A 16,630-nucleotide genomic window follows, 5' to 3' on the forward strand; every position below is an offset into this window, starting at 1 on the left:
GCGATCTCGGTGCCCACGTGCAGCGGGTCGGGAGCGGTTCCCACCGGGTCACCGCCTCTGCGGGCGGTTGTACGTCCTGGAGAGCAGGCCGAGCGCGATCGCGGCGACGAGCAGGCCCACGTCGCGCAGGGCCACATCGAAGAAGCCCGAGTAGGACAAGAGATCCACGATGATCCCGAGCAGCCAGAGGGCGACCACCCAGGCGGCGAGGCGCGGACGCACGGCGACCGCGATGCCCGCGACGATCTCGACGATGCCGACCAGATGCATGGCGGTCTGGGCGCCGATGGGCAGGATGCCGACGATCCACGGGGCCAGGTAGCCCGGCCAGTCGGTGAGCAGGTTCGTGAACTTGTCCAGGCCCATGAGCAGGGGGAGTGCGACGAACCCCACGCGCAGAACCCAGAACGCTGCGAGCGCCGGGTCCCTGCGGAGCGCGTCGGACAGCGGGGTAGTGCCGGCGGCAGCCGGGGCCGCTGCGGAGGAGGCGGACGAATCGGGGGTCGCAGTGGGGGACATGGGGCGCTCCTTCTAAAAACAACAATGGTGTTTATTAGAGTCTGCCCGCGGTGAAGGTTTGTCAAGAACGCTTGGTGCTAGAGTCGGCGGACGCAGCGCGACGAGCCGACGGGAGGAGCTGCCGTGGACCGAGAGTCAGGGGGCGGCGCGCCCGATTCCGGAACGGGAGTCGACGCCGGAGCCGGCGTCGAGGCGGCGAACGGCGACGGGCTCAGCGACCTGACCGCGCTCGCGGACCCTGCGCGTCGACGGCTCTACGAGATCGTCGCCGCCTCCGACGAACCAGTGACCCGAGACGAGGCGGCCTCGGCCTCCGGGATCAGCCGGACGCTCGCCGCCTACCATCTGGACCGTCTGGTGGAGGCGGGGCTCTGCACGGCGACCTATGCGCGTCCGGAGGGGAAGGGCGGCCCCGGCGCGGGCCGTCCGGCGAAGCGGTACTCGCGCGTGCAGCAGGAGCGCATCGTGTCGGTGCCGCCTCGGAACTACGAGCTGCTCGCGGAACTCCTCGCCTCGGCCCTCGACGAGGACGGCGACGGCGCCGTGCAGCGCGCGCTCCTACGGGCCGCGGCGGCAGAGGGACGTGCGGCCTCGAGCGCCCACGAAGACTTGCTCGCGGTGCTGCGCGCACGGGGCTACGAGCCCGCGCAGCTCCCAGACGGGGACATTGACCTGCGCAACTGCCCGTTCCATCGCCTGAGCGCGACGCACACCGAGCTCGTGTGCGGGCTCAACCACGCGATGCTCGGCGGAGTGCTCGAGGGCAGGGGAGAGGACCCTGAGCGTGCGGAGCTGTGCCCGCGCGCCGGGCGCTGCTGCGTGGTGATCCGGGCGGCGAAGACCGCCGACGCCCGCTGAGCCTCGTCGGACCGCCGGGTCACTCGATCTTCGTCAGCGCCCCGCCCTTGTGCATCGCGACGTGATCGGTCTTGTCACTGCGGATCTCGTATTGGGGATCCTCGGGGCTGCAGTGCCGCGTGCGTCCCTTGAACTCGACGTCCTCCTCGTGGACGTCGGTGATCACGCCGGAGACCATGCCGGCCTCCGAGTTCCACTGCACGTGGTCGCCCTTCGCGAACTGCGTCATCGTGCGCCTCCCATCGGCCGAGGAGCCCGACGAGGGCCGTCCCGAGTCCGACCGGGGTCCGATCGTCGGCCCCGGTCCTCGCCCCCTCGGCGGATCCATCGTGCCACGCGGCGCCTGTACTCTCGGCGGCATGACGCTCGCGGGCCTGCTGACCTTCTTCGGCCTCGCCGTCGTCACCATGGACGTGCTGGGCGGCGTCATCGCCGCCACGTTCCTCGCGCGCGGGATGCGCCCCTTGCACCTGCTCTACTTCCTGGGCGGATACGCCGTCGCGGTGCTCGCGGTGACCCTCGTGCTGAAGCCGATCCTCGTCTTCGCCGGCCGCTGGGTCGCCCCGGTGCTCGATTCCGGGGTGCGGGTCTCGGTCATCCAGCTGGTCGTGGGCTGCGCCCTGATCGGCTTCGCCGCCTATCAGTGCCGCAGCGCCCTGCGGCCGCGACCGCCCAAGGACCACCACACGATCGACCAGGTGGGTTCGCTCGCCGTCGGCGGGCTGCTGCTCTCGCTGACCACGTTCGCTGACCCGACCTTCACGATCGCGGTGGGCCTGGCGATGCAGACCCACAGCCTGCTCGAGGAGATCGTGCTGCTGGTGGCCTGGAACGTGATCTACCAGCTGCCGCTGGTCACCGTCACCGTGCTCTCCCAGTTCGGACTGCACACCCGCGCGCTGCGCGCCCTCGAGAACTTCTTCGGCCCGCGCCGACGGGCCCTTCTGCTCATCTTCTCGGCGCTGCTCGCCACGGGCGGGATCGTGGTCATCGTCGACGGCATCGTGGCGCTGACCAGCACACATCACTCCTGGCTGCAGTCGCTGCTCCTGCTGCGCTCGGAGCACGGGGCCTGAGCGGCGCGAGGAGGACGGGTTCGGGCAGGCCCGGACACCCGGACACCCGGGCATCCGGGCAGGCCCGGACAACCGGACAACCGGACACCCGGGCGCCCGGGCGGGCCTGGGCAGTCCGGTCAGGGCTGGACAGTGGCGGACAGGGCCGGACGGGCCGAGTGCGCGCCCCCGATCGGTGTCGCCCCGACCCGCGGTGAGCCATGGCGCCACGTCCCGTGTCATGGGCCGGCCTATACGCGACATCCGTGCGAGATCTGGCACGGGATGTCGCACATACGCCTTTCGGTGACATGTGCAGCGGCGATGCACCCCTCTGGGGCATGCACGGTGAAGCGGTGCACCCCTCCGTAGCACGCACGTCGGAGCGGTGTGCCCCTCGGCCGCAGATGCGGGGCGGCGGCGAGGGCAGTGGGCGCTATGCGCCCCCAGCGCTCAGCTCTCGACGATCTCCCCGTTCTCGTCGAGCCGGACCTCGCGGCCCTGCCGCGCGGAGGCGTAGCAGGCGTCGACGATGCGGGCGCGGCTGAGGCCCACGCCGCCGTCGTGCTGCGCCCAGGACGCCTCGTCGCGCACGTGCTCGAGGAAGCGCTCGACCACGGCGCCGTGGCCCCGGCCCTCGGGGGCGGTGACCGGGGTGTCGGTCGCCTCCTCGCCGTCGCCCGTGAAGATCGTGAGCTCGCCCGAGGGCGCGTACCCCTCCACCTTCAGGTCTGCGCCGCCCTCGGTGCCGTAGAGGGTGATGCCGAACTGGTCGGGAGTGGCGCGGTGGGTCGCCCAGCTGGTCTCGAGCATGATCGAGCCGCCCTCCTCGAGGCGCAGCAGCGCGCTCGCGAGGTCCTCGACCTCGTAGGCGGAGTCGGCGCCGGACTTCGCCCCGCCGACGGCGCCGCCCAGGCCCCTCGGGCCCAGCTCGGCGTGGGTGACGGCGGAGACCGCGGTGACGCGCGGCTCGCCCATGATGTGCAGGGTCCAGTCGAGGACGTGCACACCGAGGTCCACGAGGGGTCCGCCGCCGGACATCTCGGCGTTCGTGAACCAGCTGCCCAGCGCGGGGATCCCGGCGCGGCGCAGCCACATGGAGCGTGCGTGGTACGGCCGGCCGACGGTGCCGTCCTCGACGGCCGCGGCGATCGCCTCGATGTCGCCGCGACGACGGTGGTTGAACACGACCTCGAGCACCCGGCCGGCCTCGCGGGCGGCGTCGACCATGGCCTGGCCCTCCTCGCCGGTGCGGGCGATGGGCTTCTCGCTGAGCACGTGCGCGCCAGCGCGCAGCGCCCCGATCGCGATCGGCGCGTGCAGGAAGGTCGGGACGGCGACGCTGACCACGTCGAGGTCGCCGCGGGCGATCATCGACTCCCAGTCGCGGTAGGTCGCCTCGATCCCGTAGCGCTCGGAGAGCTCGGCGCGGACGTCGTCCTCCATGCCGGCGATCGCGACCAGCTCGACGCCGGGCGCCGCGTCGTAGGCGGCCATGTGCTGCTGGCCGGCCCAGCCGATGCCGACGACGCCGGCGCGGATCGGAGTGTTCTGAGAGGTCATGGGGGAGCGGCCCTTCCGTCGGCGCTGACAGGCGACCCGGAAACCTCGGTCAGGTGGCGAATCGCCCCCGGTGCAAGGAGTTGATTTCGGGTCTATAGATAAGTGCTGCGAGCGTATCACCGGGGCGTCCGCAGTGAGTGCGGGTGTCCGCGCCGCGCGTCCCCCGGCGATCGACCGCACCGCGTGGCCGTTCCACGGCTCGACGCCCCGTGGCATGCTCGAAGGCGTCCGGCCATGGACCGAGCGCTCGCGACGGCCCGGCCCGCCCTCGACTCGCGAGCGCCCTGGCCCGTCCTCGACCCGCATCGGCCCGGACCGCCCCCAGGAGGTGGACGAGCATGACGCCACGCATCGAGCACAGCGACGAGGCAGACCTCGACCGCCGCGTAGGGGAGTCCCGCGCGGTGCGGGACGGCTTCGACGACCTGCCCGTGCCCACCGTCGTCCTGCACGGCCCGCAGCTCCGCGTCGTCGCCGCCAATGCCGCCCATCGGCGGTTCACGGGGCGTGAGCACCCCGTGGGCGCGACCGTGCGTGAGGCGTTCCCGGAGCTCGAGGGGCAGCGCCTGTTCGAGATCGTGGAGCAGGCCTATCGCACCGGCGAGGAGGTCACCGCGCACGAGTGGCGCACGCCGTCCGATGCCGACGGCAGCACGTGGGAGTCCTACCGGGACTTCGTGCTGACACCGCAGAAGGATGCGGAGGGTCAGGTCACAGGTGTCGTCCTCCAGCAGATCGACGTCACCGACAGGGTGCTGGAGCGCCGCCGCGCGGAGTCCGCGACGGCCGCGGCGGAGCGCCGGTACGACGAGGCGCACGAGACCGTCGTCGAACTGCAGAAGGCACTGCTGCCTCCGTCGCTCCCCGTTCTGCCGGCGGTGCGCACTGCCGCCCGCTACCTGGTCGCGGACCGCGAACGGGCCACCGGAGGTGATTGGTTCGACGCCATCCCGCTGGGCGGCGGGCGTCTGGCCCTGGTCGTCGGGGACATCGTCGGCCGCGGAGTGGCGGCATCGGCGGCGATGGGGCGGCTCCGAGCGATTCTCGGGGAGTTCATCACACGATCCTCAGACCTCAGGGAGGCGGTGCAGCGCGCGGATGAGTTCGCCTCCATCAGCTCCGATATGCGTGCGAGCACCCTCTGCGCGGCGGTGCTGGACGTCCGCGAGGGCCGCATCGACTACAGCACCTGCGGGCATCCAGCACCTTTGCTGGTGGGCGCTGACGCGTCCAGCCGGCAGCTCGCGCCCAGCGGCGGGACGCCGCTGGGAACCGGCGGCCCCGTGCGCTCGGCCTCGGCGCCCATCGCGCCGGGGGAGACGCTGCTGCTGTTCAGCGACGGGCTGATCGAGCGCGCCGGGCACACTCTCGACGAGGGCCTGGGAGCCGTGGAGGAGGTCATCCGGGACGCCGTCCGCGACACCGCCCTGCCTACGGGATCCCCATCCTCTCCCGCCGAGCGGATCTGCCAGCTCGCCGTCGAGCTGCTCTCGCGCACCGGGTACGACGACATCACGACGCTCGCGGCGCATGTGCTGGCCTCTCCCCAGCTGCCTGTGCGGGTCGTGGTCCCAGCGACCGTGGACGGACTGCTCGAGGCTCGGGGGAGGCTGAGCGAGTGGGTGAGGCCGCTCGACCTCTCGCCGGAGGAGCTGCAGGGGCTCGATCTCGCCATCACCGAGACGCTCACGAACGCGATCGAGCACGCCTACCCGGAGCAGGGCATCGCGACAGTGCGGGTCGACGCCGCTCTCGGCGAGGACGGTGTGCTCGAAGTATCCGTCATCGACGAGGGAACCTGGGACGAGCGCACCCAGCCCTCAGTCACCAGCGGACGCGGCCTGTGGATCGCAGAGTCCGCCACCGACCGCCTGCGGATCGCGCATCGGGGCCGTCCGGGGGACCCTGGGAGCCGCGTCGTGATGCGCCGAGCGCTGAGGCACCCGCCCCACCTCACCATGCCCCAGGGGCGCACGCCCTCCCCTCCGGGCGACGATCACGACGGACTCGAGATCACCGAGGACGAACGCGATCCGTCCCGTCTCGTGCTCAGGGGCTCTGCCGACATCTCCTGCACCGAGCACCTCACCGAGCAGCTCGGCCGCAGCGGTCGCGGCGGCTTCCGCGACCTCACGGTCGATCTCTCGGGTCTGCAGCTGCTCGCGAGCTCGGCCGTGCGGGTCCTCCTCGATCTGCGTGCGCGCCACGACGCGCATGGTCACGAGCTGTGCCTCATCGCCTCCTCAGGGACGCCCGCGCAGTCCGTGCTGGACGTCGTCGGCCTGCCCTGGAGCGAACCCCACATCCACGACGGCCCGCCCCGCGACCCAGGGTCCACCGCACCAGCGTCCTGAGAGGACAATCCTCCTATGCCTTCCGACAGCATCGAGCACCTCGCCCGAGACTTCCGTGACCTCAGCGCCTTCCTCCACGCCGGCGGTGCGGCGTCGACCGCGCGCCAGCGCCTGGTGGACCTCGCCACGTCCTCCATCGACGGGTGCGACTGGGCCGGCATCACGGTGCGCCCCGAGAACCGTCCCGCCTTCAGCCTGACTCGCTTGGACGACGTCGTGCGCGAGGTCGACGAGTGCCAGTACGAGTTCGGGGAGGGGCCCTGCCTGGACGCCGCGCGCATGCACGAGCCCGTCCTGAGCCGGGACTTCGAACAGGAGACCAGATGGCCGCGCTTCAGGGCGCACGTCCTCGAGCACAGTCCCGTGCGCGGCGCGCTCTCCTTCCATCTGCTCGACGATCCCTCGCCCACGGCGCTGAACCTGTATTCCGCATCGAGCGACGGGCTGGACGACGAGGCCGTCGCGACCGCGAGCCTCTTCGCCATCCACGCGTCGGTGATGATCGCCCATGCCGACAGCGCCGACCGCGCCGCGACGCTGGGGGCGGCGCTCACCACCAGCCGGCAGATCGGCGCGGCGGTGGGGATCCTCATGGCCCTGCACCGGATCTCCGAGAACGAGGCCTATGAGCTCCTCCGGGTCGCGAGCAACCATCTGAACCGCAAGCTGCGCGACATCGCCAGGGACGTCACCGAGAGCGGCGCCCTCCCCACGGGGACCGATGGCTGAGAGGCAGGGGAGGCGCGGACCGCGCCCCTCAGCGATCGCGCGTGACGGCGTGCTTCGCCGTGGCGAACAGCTCCGCCGCGACGCTGCGGGCGGACTCCACGATCACCCGGCGCTCGGCCGGATCGCCCTTGAGCAGGGACTGCGCCATCGAGCGCGCCTGGTCGAGCGTGACGTGCGGCGGCAGCGGCGGCACGTTCGGATCGGTGAGCACGTCGAGCACCACGGGTCCGTCGGCCGCGAGCGCCCGATCCCAGGCCGGTCCGACGTCCGCCGGGTCCTCGACCCTGATCCCGGTGAGGCCCAGCAGCCGCGCATACCCTGCGTAGTCCATGTCCTCGACCAGCTGGCTGGTGTCGTAGCGGGGGTCGCCGGCCTCACGCATCTCCCACGACACCTGCGTGAGGTCGTCGTTGTGCAGCACCATCACGATGAAGCGCGGATCCTCCCACTCCTGCCAGTGGCGCTTGACGGTGAGGAGCTCGTTCATACCCAGCATCTGGAAGGCTCCGTCGCCGATCGTGCAGATGACCGGTCGGTCAGGATGCGCGAACTTCGCGGCGAGCGCGTAGGGCATGGCAGCGATCATCGAGGCCAGGCTGCCTGAGAGGCTCCCCATCATGTCGCGGCCCAGCCGGATGTGCTGGCCGTACCAGTCGGCCGTGCTGCCGGCGTCGGCGGTGACGATGGCCCTCCGGGGCAGGCGCTCGTTCAGTTCCTGGAACACGTACCGAGGATTGGTGGGATCGGCCGTGGTCGCGGCCAGGCGCCCGGTGACCTCATCCCACTCGCGCATGCCGTCGACGATGCCCTGCTGCCAGGAACGGTCCGATTGGCGCTCGAGGAGCTCCAGCAGGGCGCCGAGGGTGCTGCGGGCGTCCCCGAGCAGGTTGACCTCCATCGGGTAGCGCAGGCTGAGGTTCTGTGCCTTGAGGTCGATCTGGACTCCGCGCGCCTGCCCGGTGGCGGGGAGGAATTCGGTGTACGGGAAGCTGCAGCCGATCATCAGCAGCGTGTCGCAGTTCTTGAGCATGTCGTAGCTGGGGCGCGATCCCAGCAGACCCGCCTGCTGCGTGTGATGGGGCACGTCCCCGGGGACGACGTCCTTGCCCAGCAGCGACGTCACGATGCCGGCGCCCAGCCGGTCCGCGACCGCGAGCACCTCGTCGGTCGCGCCTGCGGCGCCCGCGCCCACGAGCATCGCGACCTTCGATCCGGCGCCGAGCACCTCGGCCGCGCGGCGGAGCTCGTCGGCCGGGGGCAGCAGACGCGTGGAGGGACGCCCGATGCCGGTGCGTGAGACGAAGTGGGCGTCGGCGGGCTCCTCCATGGGCTCGTCCTGGACGTCGGCGGGGAGGATGACCACGGTCGGGCAGCGATCGGCCGTCGCGATGCGCAGGGCGCGGTCCAGCACGGTCTGCGCCTGCATCGGCGTGGTGACGGTCTCGACGTACCCCGCGACGTCCTGGAACAGCCGCTCGAGGTCCAGCTGCTGCTGGAAGTCGGTGCCGATCGAGACCCGCGCCTGCTGGCCGACGATCGCGAGCACCGGCTGGTTGTCCATGCGCGCGTCGTAGAGGCCGTTCAGCAGATGGACCGCACCGGGTCCTGACGTTGCGATGCACACCCCCGCCTCGCCGGTGAACTTCGCGTGGGCGGTCGCCAGGAACGCGGCGATCTCCTCGTGGGTGGGCCGGATGTACCGGAAGTCCTTTCCGGAGCGTTCGGCGCGCTCGAGGGCTCCGTCGAAGCCTCCGATGCCGTCGCCCGGGTACCCGAAGAACCGGTGGAGGTCCCAGGCGATCAGCCGGTCGATGATGAAGTCGCTGACGGTGGTCTCGGCCATGATGCTCTCCTTGTCCGGTCGCGCCCATGCGCGGCCCCTGGTGTGCAGAAGGCCGGGTGCTGGCCCTCAGCTGTCCTGCGGACTGCCCCGATGCGGATCCTCGGGGTGTCCCTCCGCCCGGTCGTGCTCGCGGCCATGCTTGCGATGGCGCTGGTGGGCAGGGCGGGCGCCCCGGAAGCGGTGGGCGTCGGCGATCTCCCAGTCATGGGCCCAGGCGGCGTCGCGGGCGCCGTCGAGCAGCTCGCCCTCCTCGAGCCAGGGGTAGAGCTCCTCGAAGGTCATCACGCGTGCCGGGTCGATGCGCCGCAGCACATGGCGTGGGCCGAGGTCGTCGAACGACTCGAGTCCCATCGCCGCCAGCAGCTGCATCGCCGAGAGCACGGTGGCCCGCTGGTAGCGCATCACCCGGGGCCCCTTGTCCTGGACGACCACGGCACGTGAGCGGCGGGGATCCTGGGTGGCGACTCCGCTGGGGCACGTGTTGGTGTTGCAGCGCTGGGCCTGGATGCACCCGGTCGCCATCATCATGGGGCGTGCGGCGCTGCAGAAATCCGCGCCCAGTGCCACGCGGCGGATGATGTCGTTGCCGCCTGCGATCTTCCCCGAGCAGCCGATCGCCACCCGGTCCCTCAGGCCCGTGCCGACCAGGGCGTTCTGCACGGTCACCAGGCCGTCCGTGAGCGGGGTGCCGACATGATCCTCGAGCTCCAGCGGGGCGGCGCCGCTGCCGCCCTCCGCCCCGTCCACGGAGATCCAGTCCGGCGTGATGCCCGTCTCCAGCATGCCCTTGCACATCGAGAGCACCTCCGAGCGGTCGCCCACGCAGAGCTTCAGGCCGATGGGCTTGCCGTCGGTCAGCTCGCGCAGCCGCGCCACGAAGCGCATCATCTCCGCCGGGGTGGAGAACGCGCTGTGGGCGGCCGGGCTGACGCAGTCGCGGTCCTGGGGGACGTCACGCGCACGTGCGATCTCCGGGGTGATCTTGGCAGCGGGGAGCACGCCGCCCACTCCGGGCTTCGCGCCTTGGCTGAGCTTGATGAGAATGCCCTTGACCTCGGGCTTCGCGGCCTTCTGGGCGAACTCGTCGGGGTCGAAGCGGCCCTCGGGCGTGCGGCAGCCGAAGTACCCGGTGCCGATCTCCCAGATGATGTCGGCGCCGTGCTCCAGGTGGTATCGCGTGAGGCCTCCCTCCCCGGTCTCCTGGGCGAAGCCGCCCAGCGCTGCGCCGAGGTTCATCGCCAAGACGGCGTTCGCGGAGAGCGACCCGAAGCTCATGGAGGACACATTGAGCATCGCCGTGTCGTAGGGGCGAGTGCAGTCGGGCCCGCCCAGACGCACCCGCGGGGGAGTTCTGCTCGGCTCGCGAGGGCTCGAGGCATGCAGGATGTGGTCGTAGCCCGCGCCCGTGATGTCGTTCTGCGTGCCGTAGGCGTCCTCCGCCCCGAGGCCCTTGGCACGCTGGTAGATCATCGTGCGCGTGTCCCGGTCGAAGGGACGGCCATCGGTGCTGCTCTCGATGAAGTACTGCTGGATCTCGGGACGGATCGCCTCGAAGGCCCAGCGCGCGTGACCCACCACGGGGTAGATCCGCAGGATCGAGTGCCTGCGCTGCAGGAGGTCCCGCGCACCGAGCGCGGCGACTCCGGCTGCTGCCAGGGCGGTCGTGGCGAGGCCGAGAGCGGCGCGGGAAGGGCGTCGGGAGGTCATGGGGCGTGCACCTCGTCGTCGGGGTGTGCGGCGCCATCGAGCGCCGATGATCCCTTCGATCGTTGCACAGGCGCGGCACATCTGGTGGTGTCCGAACCCAGCGCGCCCTGGGTGCGGCGCCTCATGACGGTGTCATGGTTTCGTCGAGCGGGCAGCGGGGGAGCGGCGACGGCAGCAGGAAGCGCACCGGGACCGAGCGGTGCCATCGGGTGTCCTGGTCCTCCGGGTTGTCCACCCGGGAGCGCAGGAGCTGGAGCGCGATCGGGTCGACGTGCTGGGCGTCTCGGGCATCGACGACGAGCGGGGAGGCGGGGTCCAGCAGGCGGGCCCGCTCGATCTGGCGCGCGAGCACCTCGCGCGTGGCGCCGGTGAGGCAGCCGGTCACCAGGATCGTGACCACCTCGCTGTCGACGTCCGCGCGCACCAGTATGGAGATCTTGTGGGACATGTGGGAGGCCTTCGTTCTGCTCGGAGCGCCGGGCTTCCGCTCGATGGCGCGGCGACCGTGGTTCGGATCGTGGGCTCGTGCCCGGGGCGGCAGCGCACTGGACGCGCGCGCTCGGCACGGACGCGCCGGGCGGCGGACCGCTGTGCGGCCCGCCGCCCGGCGGTCGACCGGAGCGCGGTGCGGGTCAGGAACCCTGGCCGCTGTTGCGGCCGCCCTCGCGCTTCGCCTCGGTGGGCTGTGCCTCCGCGCCCTCGCGGCCGGCCTCCTGCGGGTCGGCGGCGTTCGACTCGCCGAAGCTGCCGGTGCTCGCCTCGCCGCCCTTGTGGGCCTGCTGCTCGGTGTCCTCGCGGTTGCCGAACTGCCCGGGGTTGTTCGTGTCAGCCATGTCGATCTCCTTCGTGTCATGCACCAGTCGGAGGACCGGCGTGAGCTCCGTGCTCGTCTTCGACGCTACGGAGGCGAGGGAGCACTCGGCAATGCTCGGGACCGAGCGGTAAGCCGGTGAGCCCCGAGTCAGATCGTCGCGACCGACCCCGCGTCGACGCGGTAGTTTGAGCCGTTCACGAACGACGCGCGCCCCGAGCACAGGAAGGTCACGACCGCTGCGACCTCCTCGGGCCGACCGCGCCGACGGAGCTCGAGATGAGGGCGCTCCTCCTCGAGGAACGATCCGATCGCCTCGTCGACGTCCGTTCCCCTCTGCTCGGCGCGGCGCGACATCATCGCGTCGGTCATCGGAGTGCGGATGAACGCGGGGGACACCGTGTTCACGAGCAGCCCCTCGGTCGCGTAGGACCGCGACAGGCCCTTCGCGAGGGCGAGCACGCCCGCCTTGGCTGCGCAGTAGGGGAGCTCGTCGTCGTAGGGCTGCACGGCGTCCTCCGAGGTCAGGTACACGATCCTGCCCCAGCCGCCCCGTCGGAGATCGGGGAGGAATTCCCGGGTCACGCGCACCGCGCCGAGCAGGTCGACCTCGAGGGTGTGCACCCACCCCTCGTCGTCGATCTCGTGGAAGAGACCCTGTGCGCCCGTGATCCCCGCGCAGTGCACCAGGATGTCGATCTCGCCCACGGTCTCGCGGACGAAGCGCCCGAGCGCGCGGAGGGCCTCGACGCTGGTGATGTCGGCCCGGTGGTGGACGAGTCTGCCGGGCGGCGCCTGCAGACCTCGTGCGGCGGCGTCGAGCGCGTCCTCGTCGAGATCGGTGAGGACGACGGTCGCGCCCTCCGCGAGGAGCTCCCTCGCGGTGTGCCAGCCGATGCCCGAGTCGCCGCCGGTGACGAGCGCGGTCCGTCCCTCGAGGCCCATGTCCATGTCAGCGGATCCTTCCGTCGAGCTGCTCCGGGTCGGTCGGTGCGTCGGCGAGGACCTGGCGCGCACGATCCCGCGCCCCCTCGACGTTCCACAGCAGCACGCCGACCGGACGCTTCTGCTCGTCGAGGTAGTAGACGACCATGCGCTGCGCATCGAGATCGACCTCGTGCGTGCGCAGCTCGGCGCGCACGCTCCCGATCGCCTCCCACGAGGTGCCGAGGATCGCCGAGTAGAAGTACGGCGTGTGGTCGTAGGGGGCGTCGTCCCCCGCCATCGACCTGCCGGCTGCGTCACCCGATGCACGGGCGTGATCGACGTGCTCGATCCGCGTGCGTCCGAGGATCGCATCGGGGTACTCCGCGATGTCGCCGGCCGCCCAGATCGACGGGTCCGACGTGCGCAGGCGGGTGTCCACCACCACCCCTTCCCGGACCTCGAGGCCCGCGCGGGCCGCGAGGTCCACGCGCGGGGTCGCGCCGAGACCGACCACGATGACGTCGGCCGTGAGCGCGGTGCCGTCGTCGAGCACGGCTTCCAGGGCACCGTCCGCACGGCGACGCGTCTCGTCCACCCGCCGACCCGGCATCAGGTGCACGCCGGCATCCTCGAACAGCTGCTGGTGGCGCCGGGCGATCCGGGTGGGGAACTGTTCCCCGCCCAGGACCTCCTGGGGATAGCAGAGGGTGACCTCCACGTCGTTCTGGACCAGCGCGGCCGCGAGCTCGGAGCCGATGTAGCCCCCGCCGACGACGACGGCGCGCGCTCCGGGCTGCGCGCGACGGCGCAGCGCCCGATAGTCCGCGAACGAGCGGAAGACGATGACGTCCTCGTCCTCGTCGCCGGGGAGCCCCTGCGGCTCGGATCCCGTGGCGAGGAGCAGACGCCCGTACCCGATGTGCTCGCCGTCGGCGGTCACCACCTCGCGCCCGCTCGGGTCGACGGCGGTCACGCGGACACCGAGGCGCACCGTGGCGCCGGTCGCCTCCGCGGTGCCCAGCGGCACCTGCGCCTCGGTGAACTCCGGATCGGTCCACAGCTTCTTGGTGAGCGCCGGACGGGTGTAGGGAGCATCGACGTCATCGCTGAGGATGCCGATCGAGCCGTCGCGATCCTTCTCGCGCACACCGCGGGCGGCGTCGTCGCTCACCTGTCCGCCGCCGATGATCAGATAGTCGTAGGAGGTCATGTTCGCCAACTCCTCTCCTCGTCCGTGACGGTGCGTTCCGCACGGAGGCCGACCCTCGTCGGCGCTGGGCGCGACCCTACGCGGGGCCCGAGAGGCGGACCAGGGCCGGTGGCCATCAGGGTGTGGAGCCGTGGTGACCTGTTGTGATCCGGCAAGGGCCGGGCTACTGTCAGAGGTGGTCCAGCAGAGGGCCGTCGAGCCGCAGGATGTCTCGGAGGATTCTGTCATGACCCCTGAAACCGCTGATCGTCTGCTGTCCCCCACACCCCCTGCTGGGCCCCGCGTCGAGCGCGCCGCTGGGGTTGGGAAGACCGAGGCCCCTGTGGCCGCCGCTCGCACCGCGGCCCCGCTGGGCGCAGAGCCCGTGATACCGGCGCCGGTGCATCGCACGCCGAGGCCCGGAGCGGCGCGACCGACGGCTGAGATCTCGCCCGACGCGCCGGCGCGTCCTGGACGGAGCCGGGCGGACGGCGCGAGCCCCGCCGGCCGCGGGTCGCGGCGCGAGCGGGTGATCGACGGCGCCGCACAGGTGTTCGCCGAGTACGGGTACCACGGTGCGAGCCTGCGCCACATCGCCGCGCACGTGGAAATCACCCACCCCGGCCTGCTCCACCACTTCGCCTCTAAGGAGGACCTGCTCGACGCCGTCGTCGACAGGATGGAGGCTCATGCGCAGGATGCGCTCGACCGCATCGACGAGCTCGCCGCGGACGCAGAGTCGTTCGGGCGTGCTCTCGCGGAGGTGTGGGATCCGTGTTCGGCGCCCATCCAGCTGCTGGCCACGCTGGACGCCGACGTGGTGAGCCACGACCATCCCGGGCGGTACCGGATCGCGAGACTGCACCGGGTGCATGAGCACGTCCTCGAGCAGTGCATCGCCCGCCTCGCGCGCAGCGGTGAGCTGTGCCAGGGCGTCGAGCCGGCCTTCGCGGCGCGGAGTCTGCTCTCGCTCGTGCTGAGCCTCGCGCTGCGCGAGAAGACGGTGCGGACGATGCAGCGGCCGACGCACGACGATGCGCCCATGACTGACCTCCACGACCTGGCCGGATTCTTTCTGCGGGGTCGCCCGGACGGAGCGTGAACACCTGCGGGGCCGAGCGCGGCATCCCCGGCGTTCTGCTTTCCGAACGGTAGGGAGCCGTCGGTCGCGCGCTTCGCGTTCCCGCTTCTGTGCGCGCTGCCGGACCGGATCCCAGCTCGCACCGGCGATCGGACGATGGCCGCGCCGCTCGCGGCACCGCGCCGGGTTCGACCCGCGTGCCGCGTCGACGCCGCCTCCCCTGTGCGGAGCGGGGATCGTGTGCGAGCTTTGAGGACCCGTGACCGACATGCGAAGGGGTGGACGACATGGCCCGATGCGATGTCTGCGAGAACGAGTACGACCGACCGATCACCGTCGTGCAGGGGGCGCGTCGAGGCGTCTTCGACAGCTTCGAGTGCGCGATCCAGGCGATGGCGCCGCGCTGCGCGCACTGCGGGTGCCGCGTGATCGGGCACGGCGTGCAGGCAGGAGAGATCGTCTACTGCTGCGCGAACTGCGCCCGCACGGATCTCGGGGCGCAGGTGGGTGCCACCAGCACCTGAGCCCGCTGCGAGCCCGTTCAGAGCCCGTTCAGGACCACCCCGCTGCGCGGACGGGTGGGGAAGCGGTCGAGGCGGAACGTCAGATCCTGGGCGGGCGCCGAGGCGTCGGAGCGGGAGAGCAGGCGCACGGCGCGCTCCAGGAGCTCCACGGTGCTCCATTCGCCGGGGCAGCGGTGGTCGACGTCATGGCGCCCGGCCCCCTGTGCGATCAGCGTGTCGGGATGCTCCTCCCACGACCAGCCGCGGAACCGCTCGGGTCGGAAGGCATCCGGGTCGGGGAAGAGGCGCGGATCGTGGCAGGTGCCGTAGAGGTCGAGGATCACCCGATCGCCCGCCCGGAACGAGTGCCCCCGCCAGGTGAACGGCGTACGCACCCGCCCGGGGACGGCTGGGAAGAAGGGGTAGTACCGGCGCACCTCCTGGACGAAGGGCTCGAGATCGTCCTCGTCGCCGGCGGCGAAGGCACGACGCCACTGGGGGTGCTCGATGAGCGCGACCGCCGCGAACTCCACGAACAGGGAGACGGCGAGGATGGGCCGCAGGATGTTCAGCAGCTCGACGGCGGCCGTCCCGGGATCCAAAAGCTGACCGTGCTCGTCGGTGTGGTGCGCGAAGACCTCCAGCGCGGTGCCCTGCTCGGGTGAGAGCGAGCTCGCGCGCACGCTCTCCACGAGCTCGGCCGCCCAGCGCTCGACGCCCCGGCGACGCCAGCGCGCATGCCAGTTGGGAGGGCCGAACTGCGCCACGCGCTCCACCATCAGGCTCAGGTCGGCGCTGAGGCGTTCCGCGTCGGCCCGCTCGAGCGGGATCCCCGCCCAGCGCAGGGCGGCGCGTGTGAGGACGGGCCGGACGATGGCGTCAAGCCTCGAGCGCCGCTGTCCGGGGTTCTGCGCCGCACGCTCCCATTCCTCCTCGAAGAGATCTCCCAGCCGCGCCATCGCGGCGGGCGTCATCAGGGACAGGAAGGCGCGCTTGCGCCGAGCGTGGGCGGCGCCGTCGAGCGACTGCACGGAGCCCTCGTCCTGCAGCAGGTGCTGGATGGCGTGCGGCATGGCCCCCTGACGGGTCATGTGGTGCCCGTCGTAGAAGAGTGCGGCGGCCTCGGCACCTCGCAGGAAGGTGACGGGCCGCAGTCCGATCCGGGTGGTGAACTGGTCGGTGCCCTCGGCGTCGCAGCGCGAGGAGATGAAGGGGTAGCCCTCACGCAGGAGCCGGATCGTGCTGTCAAAGGGGATGGTGAACATGGTGACCTCCGCGACGGCGTTCGGGAGGCTGCCGCCGACGCCGCCACCATACGCGCCGACCGCCGCGGCGGCCGACCGATCGGAAGGCACCTCGACCAGGCCTTTCACTGTTCGGCATTGAGGGCAAGGAAGGGCACTGGTAGGCCTGGACCGACCGAGCCGTTCTTCTGCTCGGCACCTGAGTACCGACGCTCGCGCGCAGCGACGCTCACGTGCGGCGCGGCGC

General features: G+C 71.6%; 16 protein-coding genes. 6 read left to right on the forward strand and 10 right to left on the reverse strand.

The annotated features are described in order from the left end of the window. Positions 1 to 48: 48 nt before the first annotated feature. Positions 49 to 519: a hypothetical protein gene (locus tag MHY49_RS08840; protein WP_239203639.1), complete on the reverse strand. Its 471-nt coding sequence runs from the start codon at positions 517 to 519 to the stop codon at positions 49 to 51. Between the two features lie 123 nt (positions 520 to 642). On the opposite strand from MHY49_RS08840, the gene MHY49_RS08845 reads away from it, so the two are divergent. Further along, positions 643 to 1,377 (forward strand): helix-turn-helix domain-containing protein, encoded by a 735-nt coding sequence (locus MHY49_RS08845; protein ID WP_239203640.1) that lies wholly within the window; start codon positions 643 to 645, stop codon positions 1,375 to 1,377. 19 nt (positions 1,378 to 1,396) lie between these two features. Here the strand turns inward: MHY49_RS08845 and MHY49_RS08850 are convergent, their stop codons facing one another. Beyond that, the gene (locus MHY49_RS08850; RefSeq protein ID WP_239203641.1) at positions 1,397 to 1,606 is read right to left on the reverse strand and encodes a DUF2945 domain-containing protein; all 210 of its coding nucleotides are present in this window, start codon (positions 1,604 to 1,606) and stop codon (positions 1,397 to 1,399) included. Between the two features lie 130 nt (positions 1,607 to 1,736). Between MHY49_RS08850 and MHY49_RS08855 the strand changes: the two genes are divergently transcribed. Beyond that, positions 1,737 to 2,453 (forward strand): hypothetical protein, encoded by a 717-nt coding sequence (locus MHY49_RS08855; protein ID WP_239203642.1) that lies wholly within the window; start codon positions 1,737 to 1,739, stop codon positions 2,451 to 2,453. Positions 2,454 to 2,885: 432 nt separating this feature from the next. Here MHY49_RS08855 and MHY49_RS08860 read toward each other — a convergent pair whose 3' ends face one another. Further along, positions 2,886 to 3,995: a Gfo/Idh/MocA family protein gene (locus tag MHY49_RS08860; protein WP_239203643.1), complete on the reverse strand. Its 1,110-nt coding sequence runs from the start codon at positions 3,993 to 3,995 to the stop codon at positions 2,886 to 2,888. A 338-nt stretch (positions 3,996 to 4,333) separates the two neighbouring features. Between MHY49_RS08860 and MHY49_RS08865 the strand changes: the two genes are divergently transcribed. Further along, the gene (locus MHY49_RS08865) at positions 4,334 to 6,349 is read left to right on the forward strand and encodes a SpoIIE family protein phosphatase (protein ID WP_239203644.1); all 2,016 of its coding nucleotides are present in this window, start codon (positions 4,334 to 4,336) and stop codon (positions 6,347 to 6,349) included. Positions 6,350 to 6,364: 15 nt separating this feature from the next. Then, positions 6,365 to 7,078, forward strand: a complete 714-nt coding sequence (locus tag MHY49_RS08870; RefSeq protein ID WP_239203645.1) for a GAF and ANTAR domain-containing protein — start codon at positions 6,365 to 6,367, stop codon at positions 7,076 to 7,078. Positions 7,079 to 7,106: 28 nt separating this feature from the next. On the opposite strand, the gene MHY49_RS08875 is transcribed toward MHY49_RS08870, so the two are convergent. From MHY49_RS08875 to MHY49_RS08900, 6 genes are all read right to left on the reverse strand, one after another. Beyond that, entirely contained in the window at positions 7,107 to 8,921 is a 1,815-nt protein-coding gene (locus tag MHY49_RS08875; protein ID WP_239203646.1) for a thiamine pyrophosphate-requiring protein, read from the reverse strand. A 66-nt stretch (positions 8,922 to 8,987) separates the two neighbouring features. After that, positions 8,988 to 10,628, reverse strand: coding sequence for an FMN-binding glutamate synthase family protein (locus MHY49_RS08880; RefSeq protein WP_239203647.1), 1,641 nt, complete (start codon positions 10,626 to 10,628; stop codon positions 8,988 to 8,990). 121 nt (positions 10,629 to 10,749) lie between these two features. Then, entirely contained in the window at positions 10,750 to 11,076 is a 327-nt protein-coding gene (locus tag MHY49_RS08885) for a hypothetical protein (RefSeq protein WP_239203648.1), read from the reverse strand. A gap of 184 nt (positions 11,077 to 11,260) precedes the next feature. Further along, the gene (locus MHY49_RS08890; RefSeq protein WP_239203649.1) at positions 11,261 to 11,461 is read right to left on the reverse strand and encodes a stress protein; all 201 of its coding nucleotides are present in this window, start codon (positions 11,459 to 11,461) and stop codon (positions 11,261 to 11,263) included. 128 nt (positions 11,462 to 11,589) lie between these two features. Then, positions 11,590 to 12,390, reverse strand: a complete 801-nt coding sequence (locus MHY49_RS08895; RefSeq protein WP_239203650.1) for an SDR family NAD(P)-dependent oxidoreductase — start codon at positions 12,388 to 12,390, stop codon at positions 11,590 to 11,592. A 1-nt stretch (position 12,391) separates the two neighbouring features. After that, positions 12,392 to 13,576: an NAD(P)/FAD-dependent oxidoreductase gene (locus MHY49_RS08900; protein WP_239203651.1), complete on the reverse strand. Its 1,185-nt coding sequence runs from the start codon at positions 13,574 to 13,576 to the stop codon at positions 12,392 to 12,394. Between the two features lie 508 nt (positions 13,577 to 14,084). Here MHY49_RS08900 and MHY49_RS08905 point away from each other — a divergent pair. Together MHY49_RS08905 and MHY49_RS08910 are read left to right on the forward strand one after the other, a co-directional pair. Beyond that, positions 14,085 to 14,657 (forward strand): TetR/AcrR family transcriptional regulator, encoded by a 573-nt coding sequence (locus tag MHY49_RS08905; RefSeq protein WP_239203652.1) that lies wholly within the window; start codon positions 14,085 to 14,087, stop codon positions 14,655 to 14,657. Between the two features lie 266 nt (positions 14,658 to 14,923). Beyond that, positions 14,924 to 15,160, forward strand: coding sequence for a hypothetical protein (locus MHY49_RS08910; protein WP_239203653.1), 237 nt, complete (start codon positions 14,924 to 14,926; stop codon positions 15,158 to 15,160). Positions 15,161 to 15,177: 17 nt separating this feature from the next. Here MHY49_RS08910 and MHY49_RS19345 read toward each other — a convergent pair whose 3' ends face one another. Beyond that, positions 15,178 to 16,494: a cytochrome P450 gene (locus tag MHY49_RS19345; RefSeq protein ID WP_239203654.1), complete on the reverse strand. Its 1,317-nt coding sequence runs from the start codon at positions 16,492 to 16,494 to the stop codon at positions 15,178 to 15,180. Between the last annotated feature and the right edge of the window lie 136 nt (positions 16,495 to 16,630).

Origin of the sequence: Brachybacterium sp. ACRRE, assembly GCF_022346485.1 — a bacterium.
Classification (GTDB): domain Bacteria; phylum Actinomycetota; class Actinomycetes; order Actinomycetales; family Dermabacteraceae; genus Brachybacterium; species Brachybacterium halotolerans.

Coding starts and splice junctions, on each gene's coding strand:
- MHY49_RS08840 (WP_239203639.1), bottom strand. CDS start 519: ATGTCCCCCACTGCGACCCCCGATTCGTCCGCCTCCTCCGCAGCGGCC.
- MHY49_RS08850 (WP_239203641.1), bottom strand. CDS start 1,606: ATGACGCAGTTCGCGAAGGGCGACCACGTGCAGTGGAACTCGGAGGCC.
- MHY49_RS08855 (WP_239203642.1), top strand. CDS start 1,737: ATGACGCTCGCGGGCCTGCTGACCTTCTTCGGCCTCGCCGTCGTCACC.
- MHY49_RS08860 (WP_239203643.1), bottom strand. CDS start 3,995: ATGACCTCTCAGAACACTCCGATCCGCGCCGGCGTCGTCGGCATCGGC.
- MHY49_RS08865 (WP_239203644.1), top strand. CDS start 4,334: ATGACGCCACGCATCGAGCACAGCGACGAGGCAGACCTCGACCGCCGC.
- MHY49_RS08870 (WP_239203645.1), top strand. CDS start 6,365: ATGCCTTCCGACAGCATCGAGCACCTCGCCCGAGACTTCCGTGACCTC.
- MHY49_RS08875 (WP_239203646.1), bottom strand. CDS start 8,921: ATGGCCGAGACCACCGTCAGCGACTTCATCATCGACCGGCTGATCGCC.
- MHY49_RS08880 (WP_239203647.1), bottom strand. CDS start 10,628: ATGACCTCCCGACGCCCTTCCCGCGCCGCTCTCGGCCTCGCCACGACC.
- MHY49_RS08885 (WP_239203648.1), bottom strand. CDS start 11,076: ATGTCCCACAAGATCTCCATACTGGTGCGCGCGGACGTCGACAGCGAG.
- MHY49_RS08890 (WP_239203649.1), bottom strand. CDS start 11,461: ATGGCTGACACGAACAACCCCGGGCAGTTCGGCAACCGCGAGGACACC.
- MHY49_RS08895 (WP_239203650.1), bottom strand. CDS start 12,390: ATGGACATGGGCCTCGAGGGACGGACCGCGCTCGTCACCGGCGGCGAC.
- MHY49_RS08900 (WP_239203651.1), bottom strand. CDS start 13,576: ATGACCTCCTACGACTATCTGATCATCGGCGGCGGACAGGTGAGCGAC.
- MHY49_RS08910 (WP_239203653.1), top strand. CDS start 14,924: ATGGCCCGATGCGATGTCTGCGAGAACGAGTACGACCGACCGATCACC.